The 22,639-nt window shown below is 63.7% G+C and carries 17 protein-coding genes; 9 read left to right on the top strand and 8 right to left on the bottom strand.

Annotated features, from left to right (window positions below):
* Positions 1–51 precede the first annotated feature (51 nt).
* From DKB74_RS18225 to DKB74_RS18200, 6 genes are all read right to left on the bottom strand, one after another.
* Positions 52–456, bottom strand: coding sequence for a hemerythrin domain-containing protein (locus tag DKB74_RS18225; protein WP_109809631.1), 405 nt, complete (start codon positions 454–456; stop codon positions 52–54).
* A gap of 197 nt (positions 457–653) precedes the next feature.
* Complete coding sequence (locus DKB74_RS18220; RefSeq protein WP_109809630.1) at positions 654–2,162, bottom strand: tannase/feruloyl esterase family alpha/beta hydrolase; 1,509 nt, start codon at positions 2,160–2,162, stop codon at positions 654–656.
* The gene (locus DKB74_RS18215) at positions 2,159–3,070 is read right to left on the bottom strand and encodes a hydroxymethylglutaryl-CoA lyase (protein ID WP_109809629.1); all 912 of its coding nucleotides are present in this window, start codon (positions 3,068–3,070) and stop codon (positions 2,159–2,161) included. The genes DKB74_RS18220 and DKB74_RS18215 overlap by 4 nt, the downstream gene beginning before the upstream one ends.
* Positions 3,067–4,359: a CitMHS family transporter gene (locus tag DKB74_RS18210; RefSeq protein ID WP_109809628.1), complete on the bottom strand. Its 1,293-nt coding sequence runs from the start codon at positions 4,357–4,359 to the stop codon at positions 3,067–3,069. Before DKB74_RS18210 ends, DKB74_RS18215 begins: the two co-directional genes overlap by 4 nt.
* A 2-nt stretch (positions 4,360–4,361) precedes the next feature.
* On the bottom strand, positions 4,362–5,633 hold the full coding sequence (locus DKB74_RS18205) for a serine hydrolase domain-containing protein (RefSeq protein ID WP_109809627.1): 1,272 nt from the start codon (positions 5,631–5,633) through the stop codon (positions 4,362–4,364).
* Positions 5,630–6,829, bottom strand: a complete 1,200-nt coding sequence (locus tag DKB74_RS18200; protein ID WP_109809626.1) for a CaiB/BaiF CoA transferase family protein — start codon at positions 6,827–6,829, stop codon at positions 5,630–5,632. The genes DKB74_RS18205 and DKB74_RS18200 overlap by 4 nt, the downstream gene beginning before the upstream one ends.
* Positions 6,830–6,947: 118 nt before the next feature.
* Here DKB74_RS18200 and DKB74_RS18195 point away from each other — a divergent pair, with 118 nt between their 5' ends.
* The 3 genes from DKB74_RS18195 (at position 6,948) to DKB74_RS18185 (ending at position 13,064) form a co-directional block, all read left to right on the top strand.
* Positions 6,948–7,874: a LysR family transcriptional regulator gene (locus DKB74_RS18195; protein ID WP_109809625.1), complete on the top strand. Its 927-nt coding sequence runs from the start codon at positions 6,948–6,950 to the stop codon at positions 7,872–7,874.
* Between the two features lie 126 nt (positions 7,875–8,000).
* Complete coding sequence (locus DKB74_RS18190) at positions 8,001–10,733, top strand: TonB-dependent receptor domain-containing protein (RefSeq protein WP_109809624.1); 2,733 nt, start codon at positions 8,001–8,003, stop codon at positions 10,731–10,733.
* Positions 10,734–10,802: 69 nt separating this feature from the next.
* Entirely contained in the window at positions 10,803–13,064 is a 2,262-nt protein-coding gene (locus DKB74_RS18185) for a beta-glucosidase family protein (RefSeq protein WP_109809623.1), read from the top strand.
* Between the two features lie 104 nt (positions 13,065–13,168).
* Here the strand turns inward: DKB74_RS18185 and rtcR are convergent, their stop codons facing one another.
* Positions 13,169–14,761, bottom strand: a complete 1,593-nt coding sequence (rtcR, locus tag DKB74_RS18180) for an RNA repair transcriptional activator RtcR (RefSeq protein ID WP_109809622.1) — start codon at positions 14,759–14,761, stop codon at positions 13,169–13,171.
* 396 nt (positions 14,762–15,157) lie between these two features.
* Here rtcR and DKB74_RS18175 point away from each other — a divergent pair, with 396 nt between their 5' ends.
* The 3 genes from DKB74_RS18175 to rtcA are packed head-to-tail and all read left to right on the top strand — an operon-like array spanning position 15,158 to position 18,232.
* On the top strand, positions 15,158–16,387 hold the full coding sequence (locus tag DKB74_RS18175) for an RtcB family protein (RefSeq protein WP_109809621.1): 1,230 nt from the start codon (positions 15,158–15,160) through the stop codon (positions 16,385–16,387).
* Positions 16,388–16,421: 34 nt separating this feature from the next.
* Positions 16,422–17,219 carry a nucleotidyltransferase domain-containing protein gene (locus DKB74_RS18170; protein WP_161956908.1) on the top strand — a complete coding sequence of 266 codons (798 nt, stop codon included), beginning with the start codon at positions 16,422–16,424 and terminating at the stop codon, positions 17,217–17,219.
* On the top strand, positions 17,216–18,232 hold the full coding sequence (rtcA, locus tag DKB74_RS18165; RefSeq protein ID WP_109809619.1) for an RNA 3'-terminal phosphate cyclase: 1,017 nt from the start codon (positions 17,216–17,218) through the stop codon (positions 18,230–18,232). The genes DKB74_RS18170 and rtcA overlap by 4 nt, the downstream gene beginning before the upstream one ends.
* A gap of 77 nt (positions 18,233–18,309) precedes the next feature.
* Here rtcA and DKB74_RS18160 read toward each other — a convergent pair whose 3' ends face one another.
* Positions 18,310–19,131: an AraC family transcriptional regulator gene (locus tag DKB74_RS18160; protein ID WP_109809618.1), complete on the bottom strand. Its 822-nt coding sequence runs from the start codon at positions 19,129–19,131 to the stop codon at positions 18,310–18,312.
* Positions 19,132–19,279: 148 nt separating this feature from the next.
* Here DKB74_RS18160 and DKB74_RS18155 point away from each other — a divergent pair, with 148 nt between their 5' ends.
* From DKB74_RS18155 to DKB74_RS18145, 3 genes are all read left to right on the top strand, one after another.
* Positions 19,280–21,439 (top strand): TonB-dependent receptor, encoded by a 2,160-nt coding sequence (locus DKB74_RS18155; RefSeq protein WP_145961043.1) that lies wholly within the window; start codon positions 19,280–19,282, stop codon positions 21,437–21,439.
* 194 nt (positions 21,440–21,633) lie between these two features.
* On the top strand, positions 21,634–22,032 hold the full coding sequence (locus DKB74_RS18150) for a hypothetical protein (RefSeq protein WP_109809616.1): 399 nt from the start codon (positions 21,634–21,636) through the stop codon (positions 22,030–22,032).
* 29 nt (positions 22,033–22,061) lie between these two features.
* Entirely contained in the window at positions 22,062–22,442 is a 381-nt protein-coding gene (locus DKB74_RS18145; protein ID WP_109809615.1) for a hypothetical protein, read from the top strand.
* Positions 22,443–22,639 lie beyond the last annotated feature (197 nt).

The raw sequence follows: 22,639 nt of genomic DNA, 5'->3' as shown, positions 1-22,639 counted from the left end.
CAAGGATGGCACGGATAACCGCCGCAGGACAGGCGCTTTATGCGGTTGCGATCAGTTTTTCGCGACCAGGGGGTGCAGCTTGCGCTCTTCCCATGCCATCTGTGCGCGACAGGCACGCTGAAGCGCGAAGACGCTTTCGCGATACCCTTCCTGATCTTGCTCGATTTGCCGCAGCGACCAGCGATTGACATGCGCGCTATAGCCCAGGAACAGCTCGCGCGTGCGATCGGCATGTTCCTGCACCGCCGCATCGACCGGACATCCGGGCCTGTCGCTCCGCAGCGCGCGGAAGGCGGTATGTTCGTGGGACATATGTTTGCGGAACAGGTCGGAGAAACGAATGCGCAGCTGTGCCATGCGCGTGGAATCCGCCTCTGGCCCGCCCGGCATCACCGGCCTGAATTCGTCCATGAGACGACGCAGTTCATCATGTTCGAGGTCGAGAGAAGATTTCATTGCGCAGTTGATACCGGGTTTCCTCGGTTTTTCTTAGAGGCATTTGCTTCGCTTTTCCGACTTGCAGGGCGGGAAAGGAGAATCTTCGCCAGATTGCGGGCCGACATATTGTGATTCCGGGGCATCAGGCAATCGCGACCAGCGCGGGCGCGGTTGCCGGCGCGCGAGCAGGGCGGATGCGCTATCGCGGCCGATGGTTACTTGCCCGGCCCGGGCGGCGTGCAGATCCCGATTTCGGGGTAGCGGCACAGTTTTGCGCTGCTCTTGTCCGCCATATCGGCCGGCACTTGTTCGGGCGCCGCGTCATGTTCGACCCAGTCGGTGATGGCAGCTTCCACCGCAACCGATGTCACGCCGGGACCGCCGCCGCAATGGCCCATGCCGGGCGCGAAGAACAGCCGGTAGAAGGAATCCGGCGCTCCCGCCGGACCCGCAGCCACGGCATCGTAATAGCGGCGCGAATCCCATGGGCTGACCACCGGGTCCATCAGCCCGTGATACTGGATCAGCTTGCCGCCGGCATCGCGAAAGGCGCGAAGGTCGGGATCGGTTGCGTCGATCAGCGGCGCAAGCGTCGCATCGATCCGCGCGACGTCGCGATCGAAGTCGAAGCTGCGCCAGTTCCAAAGCGAACCGCCGCCCGCCCAGAATTTGAAGAAGCTTTCGCGCGCGGGTCGATCGGGGTCGCGCGGGTCGGACCAATAGAGGCTCCAGCCGGGCAGGGGCATCCCCGCAGGCGCGATGCTCTCGCTGCCCGGCAGCCAGGGCGGATAGAGTTGCGCGCCGCCATGCGGGTTGGTCGCGCCGCCGGCCATGCGTTGCAGCGCGCCGACCTCCGGGTCGGACAGACAGGTTTCGCTCGCGCCGGCGGTGCAACGCAGCTGCGTATAGTCCGGGTGGCATTGAAACGGATCGGCCAGCCAACCCTGCGCCTGCTCGGCGGGGGTGCCGCATTGCCGCAGCACTTCCCGCGTTACCAAAGGCAGTTTTGACGGCGCGAGGATCGGGCCCGGATCGCCATCTTTGCGATGATTGGCGGCGAACTGCCACAGGAAACCGATATTGAGATGTGTCCGGTAATTGCCCGGCGCACCGGCGACGATGCCGTCGAAATCGGTGGGGTAGCGCTGCGCTTCCATCAGCGCCTGATGCCCGCCGGTCGAACAGCCGTCGAAATAGCTGTGGCGCGGCGCGCTGCCATAATAGGCCGCTGCAAATGCCTTGGCCGCCATCGCGGTCTCGTGAACCGCGCGATGCCCCCAATCGATCAAGGATTGGGGCAAGCCGACGGCGAAATCGGGATCGTCGCCCTGATGCCCGGTATCGGTCGCCGCGACGATGGCACCGGCGCGCAATCCCCCGGCCAGGCGCAGCATCGGCATGTCGCTGGAATAGCCGCCATTGCCGTACATTCGAAACCGCCCGTCCCATGCGTCGGGCAGGGGCAGCCATATCTCCATTCCGATCCGCGAGCCCGCAACCGGAGCGGCGACGGCGCGGACGCGGCAATGGGGCGGCAGGTCGACTTCGGGTTGCGAATAGCCGTACATCGCCGGAGGCTGGAAGCTGCCGGCCGGAACCGCACTGGCGGTCAGAACCGTGACATGCGCGATCTTCGCACCGACCAGATCGCTGCATTCGCTTGCCTGTGCCGCGCATGGCAACGCCATCGCCGCCGCACAGGAGAAGAGCGCGAGTCCTTTCATCCATCCTCCTTCGATTGCGGAGGAAATCGCGGAACCCCGGCCAGCTTTGCCGGCAATGGACGGCCCATCGGGCCGGCGAGCCAGTGGTTCGTGGCGATGATCGCCGCAAGGTCGATTCCCGTCGCGACCCCCGAGCGATGAAGCGCATAGAGCAGGTCCTCGGTCGCGACATTGCCGCTTGCGCCGGGGGCGAAGGGACAGCCGCCCAGGCCGCCGATCGACGCGTCGAGGGTCGCGGCGCCTGCGCCGGTCGCAGCCCAGCAGTTGGCGACGGCGGTGTTGCGTGTGTCGTGAAAATGACAGCGGATCGGAATGCCGGGGGCTGCCGCCTTCACGGCCTGCATCACTGCCACCACCTGTCCCGGCGCGGCGACGCCGATTGTATCGCCAAGCGCAATCTCGCGCGGCTGGAAGGCGGCAAGCCGCCGGGCGATGGCGGCAACGCGCGCGGGATCGACTTCGCCGTCGAACGGACAGCCGAAAGCGACCGATATCGTCACTTGTGCGCTGCGTCCGGCCGCACGGGCGATCGACAGGATATCGATCGCGTCGTCGACCGTTTCTTCCGATGTCCGCCCCTGATTGGCGATGCCGAACCCGTCCGACGCAGCCACTACCGCGCCCAGTTCATCGACGCAGGTCTGCAACGCACGCGTCGCGCCGCGCCGGTTGAGCACAAGGCCGATCCTGGTGGCGGGAAGATCGGCGATCGCGGCGCACACCGCCTCGGCATCGGCCATTTGCGGCACGCGGCGCGGATTGACGAAGCTGGCGACTTCGATCCGCCTGACCCCGGCCGCGACTGCGCGCCGGATCAGCGCCACCTTGTCCCGGGTCGCGACCTGCACGGCTTCGTTCTGAAGCCCGTCGCGGGGAGACACCTCGACGATTTCGACCGACGCGCTCACAGCCCGATGACTCCGAAAAGCAGGGCGGCGATCGTCATCACGACACTCAGTGCGAAAAGATATCCGATCGCATAGCGCTGATGATCGGCCAGCTCGACACCCGCCAGACCGACCAGCAGGAACGTTGCCGGGGTCAACGGGCTGACCGGAAAGCCGGTGGTCATCTGGCCCAATATCGCCGCGCGACCCACTTCCACCGCAGGCACGCCGCCATGTTCGGCGATTCCGCCCAGCACCGGCAGCACCCCGAAATAGAAGCTGTCGGGATCGAAGAAAAAGCTGAGCGGCATGCTCGCCAGCCCGGTAAGCGTCGGCAACAGCGACGCCGATCCGTCGGGCAGCAGCGCCGCGCCACCCTGGGCCATTGCGTCGAGCATGCCGGTGCCGCGCAAAATACCGGTAAAGGCACCCGCCGCGAACAGGATCGCGACCATCCAGATCGCCGCCGGGGCATGGCGCTGAATCGCTTCGCGCTGCGCTTCGCCTTCGGGGAAATTGACCGTGATCGCCACCACCGCGCCGATCAGAAACGCGATTGCCGGGGGCAGCAAGGTCGCCAGCATCAGGCCGATCACTGCCAGAACCGTGGCGATGTTGAACCAGTATCGCAGGTTCAGCCGCACCGGCGGTTCGGCATCGACATCGTTGGCCGCGACTCCGAACGACGGACCCGGCGCGCGCGCGCGGCGCATCTGACGCGTGCCGATCCACCAGGAAAATCCGAGCATCGTTACCAGCCCGACCGCATAGACCGGCAGCAGCGGCGCGAATAATTCCATCACCGGTACGTTCAGCGATGTCGCCGCGCGCAGCGTCGGCCCGCCCCAGGGCAGCATGTTGCCCACGCCCGCCGCCATTGCGACGATGCAGGCGAGCATGCGCCTGTCGAGGCCGAGCCGGTCATAGACCGGCAACAGCGCGGGCACGACGATCAGAAAAGTCGCCGCGCCCGATCCGTCCAGATGGACGATGCTGGTCAATATCGCAGTGCCGATCGCCACGCGCGGCGGATGGTCGCGCGTCAGCCGGACGATTCCGGCAACGATCGGGCGGAACAGTCCGGCATCGGACAGGATCGAAAAGAACAGGATGGCGAACAGGAACATCGCCGCCATCGGCGCGACGGTGACGACGCCGTCGGCCATATATTTCCCGACCTTGCCCGCGTCGCCCAGCAACAGCGCGGCGACGAGGGGAATGGCGACCAGCGCGACCAGCGGCGACAATCGCTTGGTAAGGATTGCCGCCAGGACGAACAGGATCGTCGCAAGGCCCGCAAGTGCGAGCATGGTCAGTCGTTCACCAGCTGGCGATAGGCGCTATCGACGGCATCGCGCAGCAGCTTTTGCGAAGGACCGGCGCCCAGGAAATGCGTCATCGCCAGCGCCACGCCATGATGTTTGCGATCGACGAAGAAATAGGTGTTGCCCGACCCGGACCAGCTGGCCGTGCCGGCGGGCAGGCCCCCGGCAGCCTCGCTGGCGGCGTCGCCAAGCGCGAAGCCGTATCCGAACGGGATCGGGTCCGGTCCGAAGCCGGCAATCATGACGTGCGGCGTGAACATCGCATCGATCGTCGCTTCGCTCAGAATCCGCTTGCCGTCCAGTACGCCGCCATTGGCGAGCATCTGGGCAAAGCGCAGATAATCGTCGGCGGTCCCGGCGATGGCGCCGCCGCCGTCGAGTAGCCGGCCGGTGTCGCGATAATCGGAATTTTCGGGAAGCTCGGTCACCGTCAGCCCCTCGGGCGTTTCGGTGTACAGCGTGGTAAAACGCGGCAGCGCGGCATTCGAGATGAAAAAGCCGGTGTCGCGCATGCCGAGCGGATCGAACAGATGCGCCTTGAGAAACCGGTCGAGCCGCTCGCCGCTCACGCGCTCGACGATCGCGCCGAGAACGGTGGTCGAATAGCTATAGGCGAATTCCTGGCCCGGCTGATGCAGCATCGGCGCCTTGCCCAGCCGCGCGACCAGTTCGTCCAGGTTACGCGCGGGCGGTCCGTCCTGCGGGGTGCGGCCGACCGGCGTGTCGCGCATCACGCCATATTTGCGGTAATATTGGTGGACCGGCGTGTCGCCGGTGAAATGATAGGTGATGCCCGACGTGTGCGTCAGCAGATCGGCGATCGTGATCGGCCGGTCCACCGGTTCGGTGACCATGTCGTCGAGGCCGCCCGAGACATAGACGCGCATATCATGCCATTCGGGCAGATATTTCTCGGCCGGATCGTCCAGCGCCAGCTTGCCCTGTTCGACCAGCATCATGATCGCGACGCTCGTGATCGGCTTCGACATCGAATAGAGGCGGAAGATGGCGTCCGGGCGCAGCGGGGTTTGCGCGGCGATATCGGCATAGCCGACCGTCACATCGGCCAGCCGCGCGCCGTCGCGCGCGATGATGACATGCGCGCCGGGTATCCTGCCCTGCGCAACGCCGGCTTCCAGCGTCGCGCGCAGCGTGGCGACTGCCGGGCTGGCGGCGCTGACCACCGGCCTTTCGCTGCAACCGGCAATCGAAACAAGCGGCATTGCCGCGGCGAGCATCCATGCGGCCCGGCGCATCATGCCGCCTCCGCCACGGCGCCCGCCGATACCATCGTATCGATCTGGGCATCGTCATATCCCGCTTCGCGCAACACCGCGCGCGTATCCGCGCCCAGAACGGGGACCGGCACATCCTGTTGCGGCGATTCGCCCTCGACCCGGAACGGGGTTCGCACCGAAACGACGTCGCCTTCGGTGGGATGCGTGACTTCCTGGAACATGCCAACCTCCCGCAGATGTTCGTTGTCGAAAAGATCCTCGAGATTGTTGACGCGCGCGCAGGGGATGTCCCGCTCGCGCAATAGTGCGATCCATTCGTCGGTGGTGCGCGCCGGGGCTGCGTTTTCGATGATGCCGTACAGCATGTCGATGTTGCGGCTGCGCTCGACCGAATCGGTCACTCGCGGATCGCGCGCCAGTCCCGCTTCGCCGACCAGCTCCAGAAACCGCGCCCAATGCGCGGCGGTATAGGGGATGATGCTGATGAAGCTGTCCCTGGTGGCAAAGGGCTTGCGATAGGGGGAGTTCAGCCGTTCATAGCCCGTGCCGCCCAGGGCCGGAGCGAAGCTGCGCCCGCCCAGCTGTTCCACCATCAGAAAGGAGACGAGGCTTTCGAACATTGGCGCTTCGATGCACAAAGCTTCGCCTGCGGTGCGCTGATGCGAAGAGAGCGCGCTCAACACTGCGATCACCAGATGGAGGCCGCCGACCTTGTCAGCGATGATCGTGCGCAGAAAGCGCGGCTCTCCTCCGCTATTGGCATTGAGATGCGCCATGCCCGAAACCGCCTGGATCGTATCGTCATAGGCGGGTTCGTCGGCGAACGGCCCCTGCTGGCCAAAGCCGCTGGCATAGCAGTACAGAATCCTGGGATTGCGCGCCTTGCACGCTTCGAAATCGATGCCCAGCTTTCGCGCCGATTTGGGGCGCATATTGTGGACGACGACATCGACGGTTTCGACCAGGCGCATCATCGCCGCATGGCCCTGTTCGGTACGCAGATCGATGGCGATCGAGCGTTTGTTGCGGTTGCAGCCCAGAAACCCGGCGCCCATGCGATCGCTGCGACCCGGCCGCACCGCGCGGAACACATCGCCGCTTATCGGTTCGACCTTGATCACCTCTGCACCCAGATCGCCCAGCATCTGAGTCGCATAGGGGCCGAGTACGACCGTCGTCAGATCGAGAATCCGGACGCCACGCAACAAATCGAGCACTATGATTCCTCTCCTGTATTTTGCGGCGAGTCTAGTTGCGCGGCGGGAGCCAGTGAAATCGCCGATCCGGATAGATTGATTTGCAATACCGATAAATTGCCGCGATATTTGATGGTTCATGATAGGCGGCCGGATCAATCTGAAGCATCTGCGTGCGTTCCGCGCGGTGGCGAACCATGCCCATTTCACGCGCGCTGCCGATGCGATCGGCGTGTCGCAACCGGCGCTCAGCGCATTGATCGCGCAACTCGAAGAAGATCTCGATGTCACCTTGCTCAACCGCACCACGCGGGCGGTGGAGCTTACGCCGGTCGGCCGCGAGTTTCTGAGCGCCTGTTCGCGTGTCCTTGCGGAAGTCGAAGGCGCGATATTGGAAGCGCAGGATTATGCCGGGCTGCGCAAGGGCAGGCTGCGCATCGCCGCGCTGCCGTCGCTGACGCGCACGCTGTTGCCGGAAACGCTCCGCATCTTTCGCGAACGCCATGAAAGCATTGTCGTGTCCGTCGTCGATCTGCCCGGCGATCCGCTGCTCGAACAAGTGGCATCGGGTCAGGTCGATCTGGGGATCGGCTATGCCGAACCCAATGCGCTGCTCGATTTCACGCCGCTGCTGACCGACCGGCTGGTCGCGGTGTTGCCCGAAGGTTCGGAATATGACGAACGATCCGAACTTTCGTGGCAGGACCTGGCGCGCCACGATGTCATCGCGATGGACCATGGCACCACGGTTCGCCGGGTGATGGACGAAGGGGCGCGGGGCGCCGATGTGACGCTCCGCATCGTGCTGGAACCGCTGCAGATGCCGACGGCGATCGCCTATGCGCGGGCCGGGCTGGGGATTGCCGTGCTGCCGTCAACCGCGATCGCGCCGGGGCAGGAACCGGGCATGCGCAGCCTGACCATCACCGGTCCCAAAGTGGAGCGAAGCCTGTCGGTGCTGACGCGCCGGCATCAGGCGCTCACGCCGGCGGCAGAGGCATTTCGCACGCTGTTGAGCGACTATGTGTCGGGCCGTTGCCAGGAGCTTTGCTCCCGGAGCGTTTGAACGGCTTATCTGAAAAACAGATAAATCAATATCAACGTTCGATTTCTCAAATGGAACCTTCGCGGCGTAGCTTTCCGCCATCGGGAGAATGCCGCCAAAAAATGCGGTGTAACGACAGGAGAGGGTATGAATAAGGGATCGCGCTTCACCGCGCGCGCTTCGCGTGTCGCCATTTCGGTTTCGCTGGCATGGCTGAGCCTTGGTCAGGCCTGGGCGCAGGACGCGGCAATAGACGCGGCGACGCAGGACGATCAGACCGCCGAAGAGATCATCGTCACCGGCAGCCGCATCGCCCGTTCGGATCAGTCGCAGCTTTCATCGCCGACTCAGGTCCTGGGTCAGGAGGAAATCGCCGATTCGGGCATGGTCGGCGTCGACGACCTGCTTCAGCTCAATACCGCCAATATCGGCAGCACCGGCGGATCGCAGGATCTTGCCGGCGGTGGCGCCGACGACCGTGCGACACGTTCGGCCAATCTGCGCGGCCTGGGCGTCCAGTCGACGCTGGTGCTGCTCAACGGGCGCCGTGTGGCGCACACCGATTCCTATACCAATCTCGTCGCCCTGACCCCGACCATTGCCGTGGAGCGCGTGGAAACCGTACTCGACGGCGCGTCGGCGCTATATGGGTCGGACGCGATCGCGGGCGTGATGAACATCATCACCAACGATCATTTCAGCGGCATCCGGCTGAGCGCGCAATATACCGATATCGCCGAAGCGCCCGGATATATCGTCCAGGGGATGATCGGCGGCGGCAATGACCGTTTTCATGTCGTGCTCTCGGCCAGCTATGAATATCAGGACAAGCTGCAGGGCTATGAGCGCAACCGCACCAATTTCGACAACACGTCGGGCCTGTCGCAACCGGGCAATTATATCCTGACGTCGCGGCCCACCGCTGCCGGTGGCGGCGATGTGATCATCGACAATGGCGTCAATGGTCCGATCAACTATTCGCAGCTTTACGATCAGCTTACCGCAGCAAGCGGCAGCGCGACGGTGCAGTTCGCCGATCCCTGGTGCACGGTGCCCGGCACCGGTGGCATTTATGCCGGCGCCAATCCCTTCCCGGCCGGGTCGTGCCGCTTCAGCTATCAGCAGCGCAATCCGATCAAGCCGCGCACCCGCGTGACATTGGTGCATCTCGACGGTCATTACGATCTGAACGACGATCACAGCCTCTATTTCGAAGGCCGTTATTATCAGCAGGGGACCGAGCGTTTCGGTATCGCCAGCTTCCCGATCACCACCGGTTCGCTGACTGTGCCGTCGGACAATCCCGGCAATCCCTTCGGCGTCGATACGATCTTTCAGGGGCGCCTGCTGGGCAACCAGTCGCCCGACCGTATCGAGCGCGCCGAGCTCGATTCGATCCATCTGGTCGGCGGGGTGCGCGGTCCGATCACCAGCGGATGGGATTATGACGTGATGGTCGCCTATTCGCGCGAAAAATCGCTGCTGCATTCGAGCGACACCGATCTGATTGCCGCGCAGAACGCCCTGAACGGCTTTGGCGGGCCGGATTGCCAGGTCAATCCCTATGGCGTGCCCGCCGCCAGCGAAGTCGCGGGTCAGGGCAATTGCTATTATTTCAGCCCGTTCGGCGACGATCAGCAGAGCAATCCGTCGCAGACCGATTACAATATTCTGACGCCGTTCTTCCGCAGCAACGAAGCCGAGCTACGCTATGCCGAAGCCGTCGTCACCGGCGAACTGCTCCAGCTTCCGGGCGGCACGATGGGGATCGCGCTGGGCGGCCAGATCCGTGAGGAGAGCGAAAAGATCGGGCTCGATTCGGGCATCGTGAATGCGCGGTTCGGTTTTCAGGGCAAGTCGCTGCCCGGTGAAGGCTCGCGGACGGTGAAGTCGGTCTTCGGCGAATTATATCTGCCGATTCTGCCGACCCTCGATATCCAGCTGGCGGGCCGGTACGAAAGCTATGGCGAATTCGACACGTTCGATCCGAAGTTCGGTATCAATTTCCGGCCGTTCCCCTGGCTGGCACTGCGCGGCTCCTATTCGACTGCCTTTCGTGCGCCGGATCTGGGCGAAGCGGTGTCCGATACGGTCAATTCGGCAGTGGGCCAGACGGTCGATCCGCTCGATCCGACCGACACCGGCACCTTCCGTGTGATCCGTACTGTTTCCAATCCCAATCTGAAGCCCGAACAGTCGAAGAACTTCAACCTGGGCATGACGGTCGAACCGATCGACCGGCTGCAATTCTCGGTCGATTATTTCGATTTCGCGTTCGACGATCGCATCACGCTGGAATCGGCACAGCAGGTGATCAACGCAGATCCCAACGGGCCGCGGATCGTGCGCGATCAGTTCGGGCGGCTGTTGTCGGTCGATATCGGCTATTTCAACGCCGGCGCGACCAAGACCAACGGGCTCGATTTCCGCGCCAGCTATCGCTTCGATCTGGGTGCCAACCGCATCACGCTCGACAATATGGCGACGGTGATCACCACCTATGAGGTCCAGCTTGGCCCGAACCAGCCGGTGATCGATGCGCTGGGCGGACGCAACGCCAACAATCCGGGCGCGCCCGCGCCCAAGTTCCGCGACAATGCCCGCATCGCATGGAGCAACGGTGCGCACAGCGCCAATATCGCGATGCGCTATACCGACGGCGTGCGCGACGATCTGAGCGGCGGCACGATCGACAGCTGGACGGTGTTCGACGCGCAATATGCGTTCAGCTTCGGTCCGCGCCGGAATTTCCAGCTGGCGATCGGTGCAGTGAACCTGTTCGACGCCGAACCGCCCCATGCAGCCTTCACCGGCTATCTGCCGTCGCTGCACGATGTGCTGGGGCGCCAGGCCTATATCCGCGTAACCGCCGACTTCTGATCGGATGACGGGGCGACGCACCACCGGGTGCGCCGCCCCTTTTTGTGGAAAAAACGGGAAGGCAACGACATGAAGACGCGCAAATTGCTGGCGAGTGCGCTGGCAGGCAGCATGGTCCTGTTCGCAGGTATCGCTCCGGCGCAGGCGCAGGCGCAGCAGGCAGAGGCAAATGAAACGGCGCAAGCGCGTCCGTGGATGGACACCAGCCTCTCCCCCGATCGCCGCGCGGCGCTGTTGCTTGCTGAAATGACGTTCGATGAAAAGATCGCGATGCTGCACGGGCCGATGGCAATGCCGTTCGGACCGTTCACGCTGCCCGAAGGGGCCATCGGATCGGCCGGCTATATCCCCGGAAATCCGCGGCTGGGCATCCCGGCGCTGCAGGAAACCGATGCCAGCCTGGGGATCACCAATCCGATGCTGGTGCGCGGCGCCGACGATATGTCGACTCCGCTGCCGTCTGGGCTTGCCCTCGCCGCGACCTTCAATCCCGAAATCGCCTATGCCGGCGGGGTGATGATCGCCACCGAAGCGCGCGCCAAGGGACTGAACGTGCTGTTGGCGGGCGGCATGAATCTGGCGCGCGATCCGCGCAACGGACGCAATTTCGAATATCTGGGCGAAGACCCGCTGCTCGCCGGTGTGCTGGGCGGTGAATCGGTTCGCGGGATTCAGTCGACCGGCATGGTGTCGACCGTCAAACATTATGCGGTGAACGATCAGGAGCATAACCGCATGACCGTCGATTCGGTGATCGGCGAGGCGGATATGCGCGAAAGCGACCTGCTGGCGTTCCAGATCGGCATCGAACGCGGCGATCCCGGTTCGGTGATGTGCGCCTATAACATGATCAACGGCGTTTATGGCTGCCAGAACGACCATCTGCTCAATCAGGTGCTGAAGGGCGATTGGGGCTATCGCGGCTGGGTGATGTCCGACTGGGGCGCGGTCGAGGCGCTTGAGGCGGCCACCAACGGGCTGGAGCAGCAATCGGGCGAACAGCTCGATCAGAAAATCTGGTTCGATCAGCCGCTGCGCGAAGCCGTGGCGAACGGCAGCATCCCGCAATCGCGCGTCGACGATATGGCGCTGCGCATCCTGCGCGGCATGTTCGCCCATGGTCTGTTCGACAATCCGCCCGAACGCGGTGCGCCGATCGATTTCGCCGCGCATGCCGCAGTGGCGCAGCGCGAGGCCGAAGAAGGGATCGTGCTGCTGAAGAATGAAGGCGGCATCCTGCCGCTTGCCGCATCGGGCGCGCGGATTGCCGTGATCGGCGGGCATGCCGAAGCCGGCGTCGCTTCGGGCGGCGGGTCTTCGCAGGTGACGGCACCCTATCGCGAATCGTCGATGGTGCCGCTCCGTTCGCTGCCGATCGGTGGCGAAGGCATGATGGCCGCATGGTATAATGTGCTGTTCCACCCGTCGCCGCCGCTCGCAGCGATCCGGGAGCGCGCGGGGGAGGACAAGGTTGCGTTCGACACCGGCGCCTATCCCGGCGATGCCGCGCGCATCGCGGGCGAGGCGGATCTCGCCATCGTCTTCGTCTATCAACCTTCGTCTGAAGGTGCCGATGCACCCGACATGTCGCTCCCCTTTGGCCAGGATGCACTGATCGCAGCGGTGGCCGCGGCGCAGCCCAACACCATCGTCGTCCTGCAAACCGGCAACCCGGTCGAAATGCCGTGGGAACAGGACGTCAAAGGCATCGTCGAATCATGGTATTCCGGGGCAAAGGGCGGCGAGGCGATCGCGCGGATATTGTTCGGCGAAGTCAACCCGTCGGGCCGCCTGCCGATCAGCTGGCCCGTCGACGCAAGCCAGCTGCCCCGGCCCGAAATTCCCGGCTGGGGAACGCCCGAAGGAACGCCGACGCGCGTCGATTATACGATCGAGGGGTCGGACGTCGGCTATCGCTGGTATGCACGCGAAGGCACACAGCCGCGCTATGCGTTCGGCTATGGCCTCAGCTACACCGATTTCGATCATGGCGCCGTGCGGGTATCCGGTGGCAATGCGCCGTCCGCGGCGGTCACCGTCACCAACAGCGGTGACCGTGCCGGACAGGATGTCGTGCAATTCTATCTGACCGGCAAGCCGGGCAACGACAGCATCCGGCGACTGGTGGGCTTCGAGAAAGTGTCGCTTGCGCCCGGCGAATCGCGCGAGGTTACGGTCAGGATCGATCCGCGCATCCTCGCCGAATGGGATGAGGCCGCGCATGGCTGGCACATCGCCGCCGGCGATTACCGGATCGGCGTCGGCACCGATGCCGTGACGATTACCGACGATGCCATCCTGTCGCTGCGCAACCGGCGGTTCGGCCCCTGAATCGCTCCCCTCCCCGGAAGCCGATCAGGCTCCCCTGTGTCCGCAGCGCCCCGGTGCTGCGGACATTTTTCGTTCGTGCGATATGCGCCGATGCGTGCCGATCCTTAGGGTTCCGCGAGTTCTTTCCACGTCAGCCCGAAGCGGGCGAGATATTTGCGTAGCCGGTCGGCATCATTGGAGGATGCCTTTTGCGATCGCGACGCCGCGAACAGGGTTCGCCCGGCTTCGGAGAGGCTTTTGCTGTTGCGGCAGGTTGCGACGACGTGCGCCAATTGTACCCGGTCGAACGCGTCGAGCATCGCCAGCTGTTCGCCCGACAGAAACGCCCCAAGCGCGTCCTCCTGCACCTCGTGACCGCCCCATAGGCGCTGCAGCCGACCTATTTCCGTTTCGACGCATTCGCGGTCGATCCGCCCCTTGGGACTGAGAGTCGCCATGCGGGTTACGCTCGCCGCCAGATCGCGGAAATTGCCGGTCCATTTCGCCGGGCCGGAAGTAGCGAAATCGAGATAGCGGTCGCGCGCTTCCTTGTTGAAGGTGATGCGGTCGCCCTCGCGCTCGGCAAATCGGTCGAGTTCATAGTCGAGATTGGGGGCGATATCCTCGCGGCGCTGCGCAAGCCCGGGCAGATCGAATGTCCACAGGTTGAGCCGCGCGAACAGGTCTTCGCGGAAGGTGCCGGCCGACACGGCTTCGGTCAGGTCGCGGTTGGTGCCCGCGATCAGCTGGAAATCGCTTGCCGCTTCCTTGTCGGCGCCGACGGGGAGGAAGCGCTTGTCCTCGATCGCGCGCAGGATCATTGCCTGTTCGTCGAGCCCAAGTTCGCCGATTTCGTCGAGGAAGAGCATGCCCGAATCGGCCGTACGGAGCAGCCCCGGGCGATCGGAGGTCGCGCCGGTGAACGCGCCCTTGCGATGGCCGAACAGCGCGGACATCGCGCTGTCGCCTTTCAAGGTCGCGCAATTCACTTCGACAAAGGGCCCCTGCACCTGGTGTTTGAGCCGCTTGAGGTCATAGATGCGGCGCGCGAGCTGGCTCTTGCCCGCGCCGGTCGGTCCCATCAGCAGCACCGGCGCCTTGGACCGCACCGCCACCTGCTCGATTTCGTCGATGATCCGGTTGAACGCGACATTCCGCGTCGCGATGCCCGATTTCAGGAACGAAGTGCTTTCCGCCGCATCCGCCGCAAAGCGGGTTGCGATGCTGTCATAGCGCGAAAGATCGAGATCGATCGTCGTCCATTTGCCGGGTGCATTGCTTTCCACGCGGGGAGCGGGTTGGGTCTGGAGCAATTTGCCGGGCAGATAATGCGCTTCGGTCAGTAGAAAGAGGCATATCTGCGCGACGTGCGTGCCGGTGGTGATGTGGATCAGATAATCCTCAGCCTCCGGGTCGAACGGATAGCCGCGCGCGAAGTCGAGCAGCTTGCCATAGACTTCTTCGAAATCCCACGGGTCGTTCAGATCCAGGATTCGGCGCTCGACATGCGTTTCCGGCGAGACGGACCGGATATCCTCGGCGACATATTCCGCCAGCCGCAGATGCTGTGTTCCGTGCAGCATGACGAAGCGGTCGACGCGGAGATCCTCATGCATGGTGAGCGCGACCGATGGTCGCCACTTGTTCCACCGCGACGGGCCGAATTTGCCGGCATCGAGCGTGGTGCCAAGAAAGCTGAGAACGACAAGCGGCTTCATGCTTATCCTATCGTATAATATCCTATCAATGTCGATAGGAATTCCTCATCACAGCGATCGAGGTGCGAACAGGATTTTTGGCCGTGCCATCAAAAAATACTCTTATATAACAACATATTATAAGTTTTTTATCACGGTTCTGCAGCGGGTTGGCACGGCTTCTGCAAAGTTGTCGGCATCGGATCGGGCAATTCCTGGATCCGATGGCGCGGAACAGGGGCGGTCGGAATGGGCCGACCGCCCCCGGATCCGCAGAAGGGATTTGATGCAATGGCGAACAAGGGACTCTTTGCTTCGGCAGTCGCAAAGCTTCTGCCGGCGGCGGACACGCTGAACCGCGAAGCCGTCTCGCCACATCTTGTCGCCGACACCATGATGATTTGAAGGGAGGCAGCCATGACGACTGCGACGACATATGAATTTACGCACGTCGAAAATGGCGTGCCGATCAAGAGCTGGACCCGCGGCGTGCCGGTCGATGACAAGGCGCGCGACCAGCTTGCCCGCGCGGCGCGGATGCCGTTCATTTTCCGCCATGTCGCGGCGATGCCCGACGTGCATGTCGGCATCGGCGCGACCGTCGGATCGGTGATCCCGACCAAGGGCGCGGTGATCCCGGCTGCGGTGGGGGTCGATATCGGCTGTGGCATGATGGCCGCGCGCACCAGCCTGATGGCGCATGACCTGCCCGACAATCTTGAGGGCATTCGTGCGGCGATCGAGCGCGCGGTGCCGCATGGGCGCGACGTCGGGCGCGGCAAGCGCGACACCGGCAGCTGGGGCTCGCCCCCGCCGGCGATCGTCGAGGCGTGGGCGACACTCGCCGCGCGCTTCGGCCGGATCGTCGCGAAATATCCGAAGCTGGAGAAGACGAACAACCTCGTCCATCTCGGCACGCTGGGCACCGGCAACCACTTTATCGAGCTGTGCCTCGATACCGAGGCGCGGGTGTGGGTGATGCTGCATTCGGGCTCGCGCGGCGTGGGCAATGCGATCGGAACGTTCTTCATCGAACTGGCCAAGCAGGACATGCGCAAATGGCACATCAACCTGCCCGATCAGGATCTCGCCTATTTCCCCGAAGGGACCGACCATTTCGACGATTATGTCGAAGCGGTCGGCTGGGCACAGGACTATGCGGCACTCAACCGGCGGATGATGATGACCAACGTCATCGCCGCGCTGCGCGGACAGATTGCCAAGCCGTTCGACGCGGAACTGGAAGCGGTGAATTGCCACCACAATTATGTGACGCGCGAAAACCATTTCGGCGAGAATGTGCTGGTGACCCGCAAGGGCGCGGTGCGTGCGGCGAAGGGGACGCTCGGCATCATCCCGGGATCGATGGGCGCGAAATCGTTCATCGTCCGGGGGCTGGGCAATGCGGAAAGCTTTGACAGCTGTTCGCATGGCGCAGGCCGTGTGATGTCGCGTACCGAGGCGAAACGCCAGGTGACGCTCGACGAACATGCCCGCGATACCCAAGGCGTCGAGTGCCGGAAGGATGCGGGCGTGATCGACGAGACGCCCAGGGCGTACAAGCCGATCGAAGCGGTGATGGCCGCCCAGGCCGATCTGGTGGAGATCGTCCACACGCTGAAACAGGTGGTGTGCGTTAAAGGCTGAGCCTTGGCGCACACCGCCGACAATGGAAAACACAATGTCCGCCGCAACCGGAAACCCCATCGCTCCCGTCATCCGGCAGGAGATCGAAGCGCGTCTCACCGCAATCGAGGCGAGCGAGGAGGTCCGCATCCTGCTCGCGGTCGAATCGGGCTCGCGTGCCTGGGGCTTTCCCTCGCCCGACAGCGACTATGACGTGCGCTTCATCTATGTGCGACCGCGCGACTGGTATCTGTCGCTCGCGCCCGGACGCGACGTCATCGAACGGCCGATTGTCGACGAGATCGATTGCAACGGATGGGATATCCGCAAGGCGCTCGGCCTGTTGCTCAAATCGAACGCAGTGGTCGGCGAGTGGATCGATTCACCGATCCGCTACCGGCTCGACGATCCGGTCGTCGCGAAACTGACGGCGCTTGCCGATGCGATGTTCGATCCGCGCGCGACGGCGCACCATTATGCCAACCTTGCCCGTGGAGCGCTCGATCGCTGGTTCGATGGCGCGAGCGATGCGCCGGTTAAGCGCTATTTCTATGCGCTGCGCCCGGCGCTCGCGATCCGCACGATGCGAGTCCATCCGGGGGTGCGCCCTCCGATGAACCTGCAGGCGCTGGTCGCGGCGAGCGAACTCAAGGGGACTCTGGTTGCGCAGATTGATGCCCTGGTGGCGGCGAAAGCACGCAGCAATGAGAAATCCAACGCCACGCGCCTGCCCGAAATCGACGCGCTGATCCGCGACGAACTCGGGCGCGTGAACGAACTTCCGGCGCGAACCGACGGCGAAGACTTCGCTGCGCGTGCGGACACCCTGTTTCTGGACTTAGTGAACACATGATCATCATCGACGGATCGGAAGGCGAAGGTGGCGGGCAGGTGGTGCGCAATGCGTGCGCGCTGTCGCTTGTCACCGGGCAGCCGTTCCGGATCACCCATGTGCGCGGCCGGCGCGAGAAGGTCGGGCTGATGCGCCAGCACGTCACCGCGATCGAGGCGGCGTGCGCGATCGGCGGCGCCGAATGCGAAGGGCTTCGTGTCGGATCGACCGAGATCGGCTTCACGCCGGGCCGCGTCACGCCGGGAGAATATCATTTCGCCGTCGGGACAGCGGGGAGCACGGGGCTCGTGCTCCAGACGGTGCTGATGCCGCTGCTTGCCGCCGATGCGCCGTCGCGACTGGTGCTGGAGGGCGGCACCCATAATATGATGGCGCCGCCGTTCGAGTTTCTGACGCGCGCCTTCCTGCCGATCGTCAATCGCATGGGGCCGAGCGTGGAGGCGCGGCTGGTTCGGCATGGCTTCTTTCCGCGCGGCGGGGGCCGGATCGAGGTCGACATCACGCCGGCGCCCTTGCGCCCGATCGACTGTCTCGATCGGGGCGCAGCCACCGGGCATGCGGCGAGCGTGTTGTTCGCAGCGCTGCCCCTTCCCGTGGCGGAGCGAATGCTGAAGGCTGCACGCAAAAAGCTGCCGGGCTGGGCCGAAGATGCGTTCGTGGTGCGCGAATTGCCGGTCGATCAGGGTCCGGGAACGATCCTGCTGCTCGAAGCGGCGTTCGAAAATGTCACCGAGGTCGTCAGTGGATTCGGCAAGCTGGGCGTGACCGCCGAACGCGTGGCGGCAACCGCGGCCGGGCGGATGGCGGGCTATCTCGCTTCGGATGCTTTCGCCGGCCCGTATCTTGCTGATCAGCTTTTGCTGCCGTTCGCCCTGGCCGGTGGCGGCAGCTTCACCACGGTGAGGCCGAGCCAGCACAGCCTGACCGCGGCGACCATCATCGAACGGTTCACCGGGCGGAAGACGCAGTTCGAAGTCCGCTCCGGCGAACGCAACCTGGTGACGATACGCTGAACCCTGGCCACAAGCGGCCGATTCTGGCCGTTCGGGCGGCCGCAGCTTTCGGGCGCGCGGGTGGGCTGCGGCATCCCCTATCGCTCGCCAGCATCGGACGGTGCAGGCCCCCGCCGATCGAGCAGATAGCGGCTCGGCGGTTTGCCGACCATCTTGCGGAACATGGTCACGAAACTGCTGGCGCTTTCATAGCCAAGGTCCATCGCGACGGCCTGAACCGTCCGGCCTGCGCTCAGATGGCGCAGGGCGAGGACGATATGCAATTGCCGGCGCCAGCGGCCGAAACTCATGCCGATCTCTTCCGCCAGCAACCGGCTCATGCTGCGCTCGCTGAGCGCGACGCGCGAGGCCCATTGTGCGACCGTCGCGCGATCCGCTGGCGCCGCGATCAACAGATCGGTGAGCTTCTTCAGGCGCGGGTCGCTGGGGATCGGGAGGCGCAGGTCCTCGACCGGGGCCACGGCCAGTTCATCGAAGATAACCGATACGATGCGGCCGTCCGGGCCGTCGACGTCATAAAGCTCCGGCAGTTCGTTGGCCCGCATCAGCAACTGACGCAGAAAGCTCGACACCGTGATCGTGCAGCATTGCTGCGGCAATTTCGCATCCTCGGGCGGTTCGATGAAGAGCGAGATGCACTCCACCTCGCCCGATCCGAAAACGCTGTGGGGCAGCCCGCCGGGAATCCACACGGCGCATTGCGGCGGCACGATCCAGACACCGTCTTCGACCTCGCAGTTGATGATGCCGCGCACAGTGAACAGCAGCTGCGCCTTCGCATGGTGGTGCCGCGGCGAAAGCTCCAGCGCGTCGAGCGTGGCGACGGCGTTGGACGCAACGAGCGCGCGAGGCACCGCATCGACATGGGAAAGCCAATCGTCACGGACGTCCAGATGCATCAAAGGCCTCGGCACTTTTCGATTTGGCCGGATCAAAACATATAATGGCGGGATTGCGCAATCACATTCCTCCGACTTCCGTCTAGTGCAATGGTAATGCGAAGCAATCGCAATTAGCGGGCGCGGTTTGATCCAGACGGAATTCCAAGTGACGAAATTGAACAGCTACAGGGTTTCGGCGAGCCCATTCTCCTTGCTCGCGATGCTCCTTGCGTCGGGATGGGGCTGCGCAGCACAGGCGCAAACGGCATCGGGACAGGCAGACGCGTTCCAATCGCATGAGGAGGCCGACGTCTCCGCCCTGCGTCCTATCGTGGTTACGGCCAGAAAGACGAACGAAGACCTTGGCGATGTCCCCGCAAGCATCACCATAGTCTCCCCCGAAAATCTTCAGGCCGCGCCGTTCGATCCCGGCGCCGCCATCGCCCGCAATTCGCCCAATGTGCAGTGGGTCAACCGGGCGACAGGGTCCCAGTTCTTCTCGATCCGCGGCGTGAGTTCGCTCGGGACGCCGGTCAATTTCGCCGATGGCACGGTCGCATTCAGCATCGACGGTGTGCCCAACAGCCTGATGAGCGCCTCCAACATCCTGCTCGATGTCGACCGGGTCGAGGTGATGCGCGGCCCGCAGGGCACGTTGTGGGGTAGCAATGCCCTGGGTGGCGCGATCAATGTCGTGACTCATCAGCCCGACGGCGTGCGCGATATCCATGTCACCGGCGAGATCGATACGGACGGCACTCTCTTGGGTGAGATGGTTCTGGGCGGGAATATCGTGCCCGGCACGCTCGATGGGCGCGTGGCAGTGCGTTTCGGGCACCGCGATGGTGACGTCCGCAGCCTGTTCACCGATGACCTCGGCAAGCGCGATATCGCGGCATTTCGCGGTGGGCTGCGCTTTACCGGCGCCGACGATACGACGGTCACGCTGACCGGCAGCTACCTGCGCGATGAAGGCAACGCGCCCTTCTACCTCGTGCGCGATACGGCGGATTTTCCGATCAGCGGAACCTTGACCGAACCGGAGTCGGTGGCGACCCAGGGCGGTGCCACGCTGACCGTCGCGCATGAATTCGCTGTTTTCCGCTTCACCTCCGTCAGCGCCTTTCAGCACAATGAAATGGAGAGCGAGACCGACAACGCCGACAAGCTGCTTTACGACCGGATCGGATTTCCTGCCTTCAGCGCTCGCGGGCAGCTCGACGATAAAGAGGACATTTTCAGCCAGGAGCTTCGGCTGAACTCGCTGGAAAGCGCCCCGACCCGTTGGGTCTTCGGTGCCAGCGTCGTCCACACCGACGGGAGCCGTACCTGCATCAGCGCGCAATGCGCACCCGCGCCCTATTTCGACACCATGGCGATGGAGACCGAGCTTAACAGCACCAATCTCGGCCTGTTTGCCGACGTTTCGATTCCCTTCGCGAAGCGCTGGGAGCTATCGATCGGTGGTCGGCTGAACTATGATGAGATCGAACTCAAGCGCAGCAATTCAGAGGATATTGCCGATCTGACAGGCGCGAATGCGACCTCGCAAACCTACCCGACGGGCCGAGTGGCGCTGTCGTACAAATGGTCGGACGCGGCGCAGACCTATGCCTCGGTCGCACGCGGCCACGCCACGCGCGTCTATCCTCTGTTCGGCTATGCGGTGAATGGCGTGGTCGCCGATCCCTATCCGGCGGCGATGGGCTGGACCTATGAGGCGGGGATCAAGGCAAGCCCGCTTGACGGGCGCCTCGAACTCGATGCCAGCGTCTATCACAACGATATCGGGAATGGCGTGATGACCTATCTCGATCCTGCGCTCGGCGCGTTCCGCACCACCTATCAGGATTACGAGACCACGGGGTTCGAGTTGCAGGGCCGTATGCTGGTGATGGATGGGCTGACCCTGACCGGCGGGGTCGGCTACACGCACAGCGAACTGGGAGCCAATGGTGCCAGCGCCAACACCGTTGCGGGCAACCGCGTGCCCAACACGCCGGAATGGACTGTCACGACCGGGCTGCAATACGCCACCTCGGTCAGTGCGCTGAACCTGCCCGGTTCGGTATCGTTCGGGGCGCAATATCAGTTCACCGGAAGCCGTTCCGCCGACATCGACGATTCGTTCGATTTAAAGCCGTACCACATTGTCGATGCCCGGATCGGGTGGAGCGACGATGCAATCGGGCTGGAGGTCTATGCCTTTGGGCGCAATCTGCTCGACGAACGGGCCGAAACCTTCGGGTCGCTCTATTTTGGAGTCGAGACCGTTGCGGTCGGGCCGGGGCGCAGCATCGGGCTCGGCATCACCAAGAGCTTCTGATCGCGCGTGCGTCAGCCCCGTCCATTCCGGTCGCGCGCCAGGATCGTGCGGCGCGGTCCCGCACCATTCGCTCGCGCATTTCGATTTCGCCGCTTGGCCGAATTGAAACATTTAATGGCTGTATTGCGCAATGACGTCGCCTGTCGGCGGACATATCTCTGCTCCATCGAGCAAATTGGGACAGGAGTTTTAACGTGACCGATAACAACCCGGCCAGGCTCGCAATCGCCTGGCTTATCCCGGCGGTCGGCGCCGCATTCTTCGTCACCATCCAGTGCTTCTCTTTCCTGAACGCCTATGTCGCGAGCGGCGGGACAATCGAAGCCATCGAGTTCGGGTCTGGTGCCCTGTGGGGGGTATCCATCTTCTACGGCGCCTGGGTCCTCCCGCCCTTGCTGGCGCTTGCCGGGACGCGCGTGACCGACTGGGCCATGCTCGTCCTCGGCGGGCTGCTCTTCGCGCTGAGCACGCTCGCCGGCGTCACCGATGGCGTGCGCGACGGCAGTCATCTTGTCGGCCTCGAACTGCTTGCCGTCACGCTTCCGGGCCTGGTCGCGCTGATCCTGTCGTGGCGGCACATCCGCGCACATTGAAACCATCCATCCTCGCAAGGAGGCGAACCATGCCTTTGGACACCACGAATTTCCCCCATGTCTGGATGAGCTATGAAGAGGCGCCCGATCACGATCACGACGAGGACTTCGCGGCGTTGGAAGCAAGCTTCGCGCGCGGCGAGCCGTTCGTGATCCTGACCGACAACGCGCCGAGCGAAACGCATGAGCACAGCCACGAAGAAAAGAAGCGCACCGCATTGTGGCTGAAGAAGCACAAGGCCGAACTGCGGACATTGGTGCTGGCGATGATCGTGATCGAACCGAGTGCCGCCAAACGCATGGCATTCAAGCCTTTCGGCGCGGCCTTCGGCAAACTCTGGGGCTTTCCGATGAAGCTCACCTCGTCTCGCGAGGAGGCGATGGAAGTCGCCGGAAAGCTGCTGTCGTAGCGCACCGGGCCTGCGACATCCTGATTCGCACTAGGTCGTGAACCTATAAACCGAGATGGAAGCCATTCCGGCGTCCCGAAGGGATTTGACCAAAATGGCCCAGCGCTGCGTCGGCAGACCTTGAAATATCGCCATATTCCTGCGCCCTACCTCCTTGCGCTGAGCCATTTTGCCTCAAACCTCGACGGCGACGTTTA

Source organism: Stakelama portus, from assembly GCF_003171655.1.
GTDB lineage: Bacteria > Pseudomonadota > Alphaproteobacteria > Sphingomonadales > Sphingomonadaceae > Sphingomonas > Sphingomonas portus.
The sequence above is the reverse complement of the archived record's forward strand: the minus strand, read 5'-3'. Positions and strand labels throughout refer to the sequence as shown.

What these genes read in the sequence shown, in the direction of transcription:
- DKB74_RS18225 (WP_109809631.1), bottom strand. Translation starts at nt 456, where the DNA reads ATGAAATCTTCTCTCGACCTCGAACATGATGAACTGCGTCGTCTCATG.
- DKB74_RS18220 (WP_109809630.1), bottom strand. Translation starts at nt 2,162, where the DNA reads ATGAAAGGACTCGCGCTCTTCTCCTGTGCGGCGGCGATGGCGTTGCCA.
- DKB74_RS18210 (WP_109809628.1), bottom strand. Translation starts at nt 4,359, where the DNA reads ATGCTCGCACTTGCGGGCCTTGCGACGATCCTGTTCGTCCTGGCGGCA.
- DKB74_RS18205 (WP_109809627.1), bottom strand. Translation starts at nt 5,633, where the DNA reads ATGATGCGCCGGGCCGCATGGATGCTCGCCGCGGCAATGCCGCTTGTT.
- DKB74_RS18195 (WP_109809625.1), top strand. Translation starts at nt 6,948, where the DNA reads ATGATAGGCGGCCGGATCAATCTGAAGCATCTGCGTGCGTTCCGCGCG.
- DKB74_RS18190 (WP_109809624.1), top strand. Translation starts at nt 8,001, where the DNA reads ATGAATAAGGGATCGCGCTTCACCGCGCGCGCTTCGCGTGTCGCCATT.
- DKB74_RS18185 (WP_109809623.1), top strand. Translation starts at nt 10,803, where the DNA reads ATGAAGACGCGCAAATTGCTGGCGAGTGCGCTGGCAGGCAGCATGGTC.
- rtcR (WP_109809622.1), bottom strand. Translation starts at nt 14,761, where the DNA reads ATGAAGCCGCTTGTCGTTCTCAGCTTTCTTGGCACCACGCTCGATGCC.
- DKB74_RS18175 (WP_109809621.1), top strand. Translation starts at nt 15,158, where the DNA reads ATGACGACTGCGACGACATATGAATTTACGCACGTCGAAAATGGCGTG.
- DKB74_RS18170 (WP_161956908.1), top strand. Translation starts at nt 16,422, where the DNA reads ATGTCCGCCGCAACCGGAAACCCCATCGCTCCCGTCATCCGGCAGGAG.
- rtcA (WP_109809619.1), top strand. Translation starts at nt 17,216, where the DNA reads ATGATCATCATCGACGGATCGGAAGGCGAAGGTGGCGGGCAGGTGGTG.
- DKB74_RS18160 (WP_109809618.1), bottom strand. Translation starts at nt 19,131, where the DNA reads ATGCATCTGGACGTCCGTGACGATTGGCTTTCCCATGTCGATGCGGTG.
- DKB74_RS18145 (WP_109809615.1), top strand. Translation starts at nt 22,062, where the DNA reads ATGCCTTTGGACACCACGAATTTCCCCCATGTCTGGATGAGCTATGAA.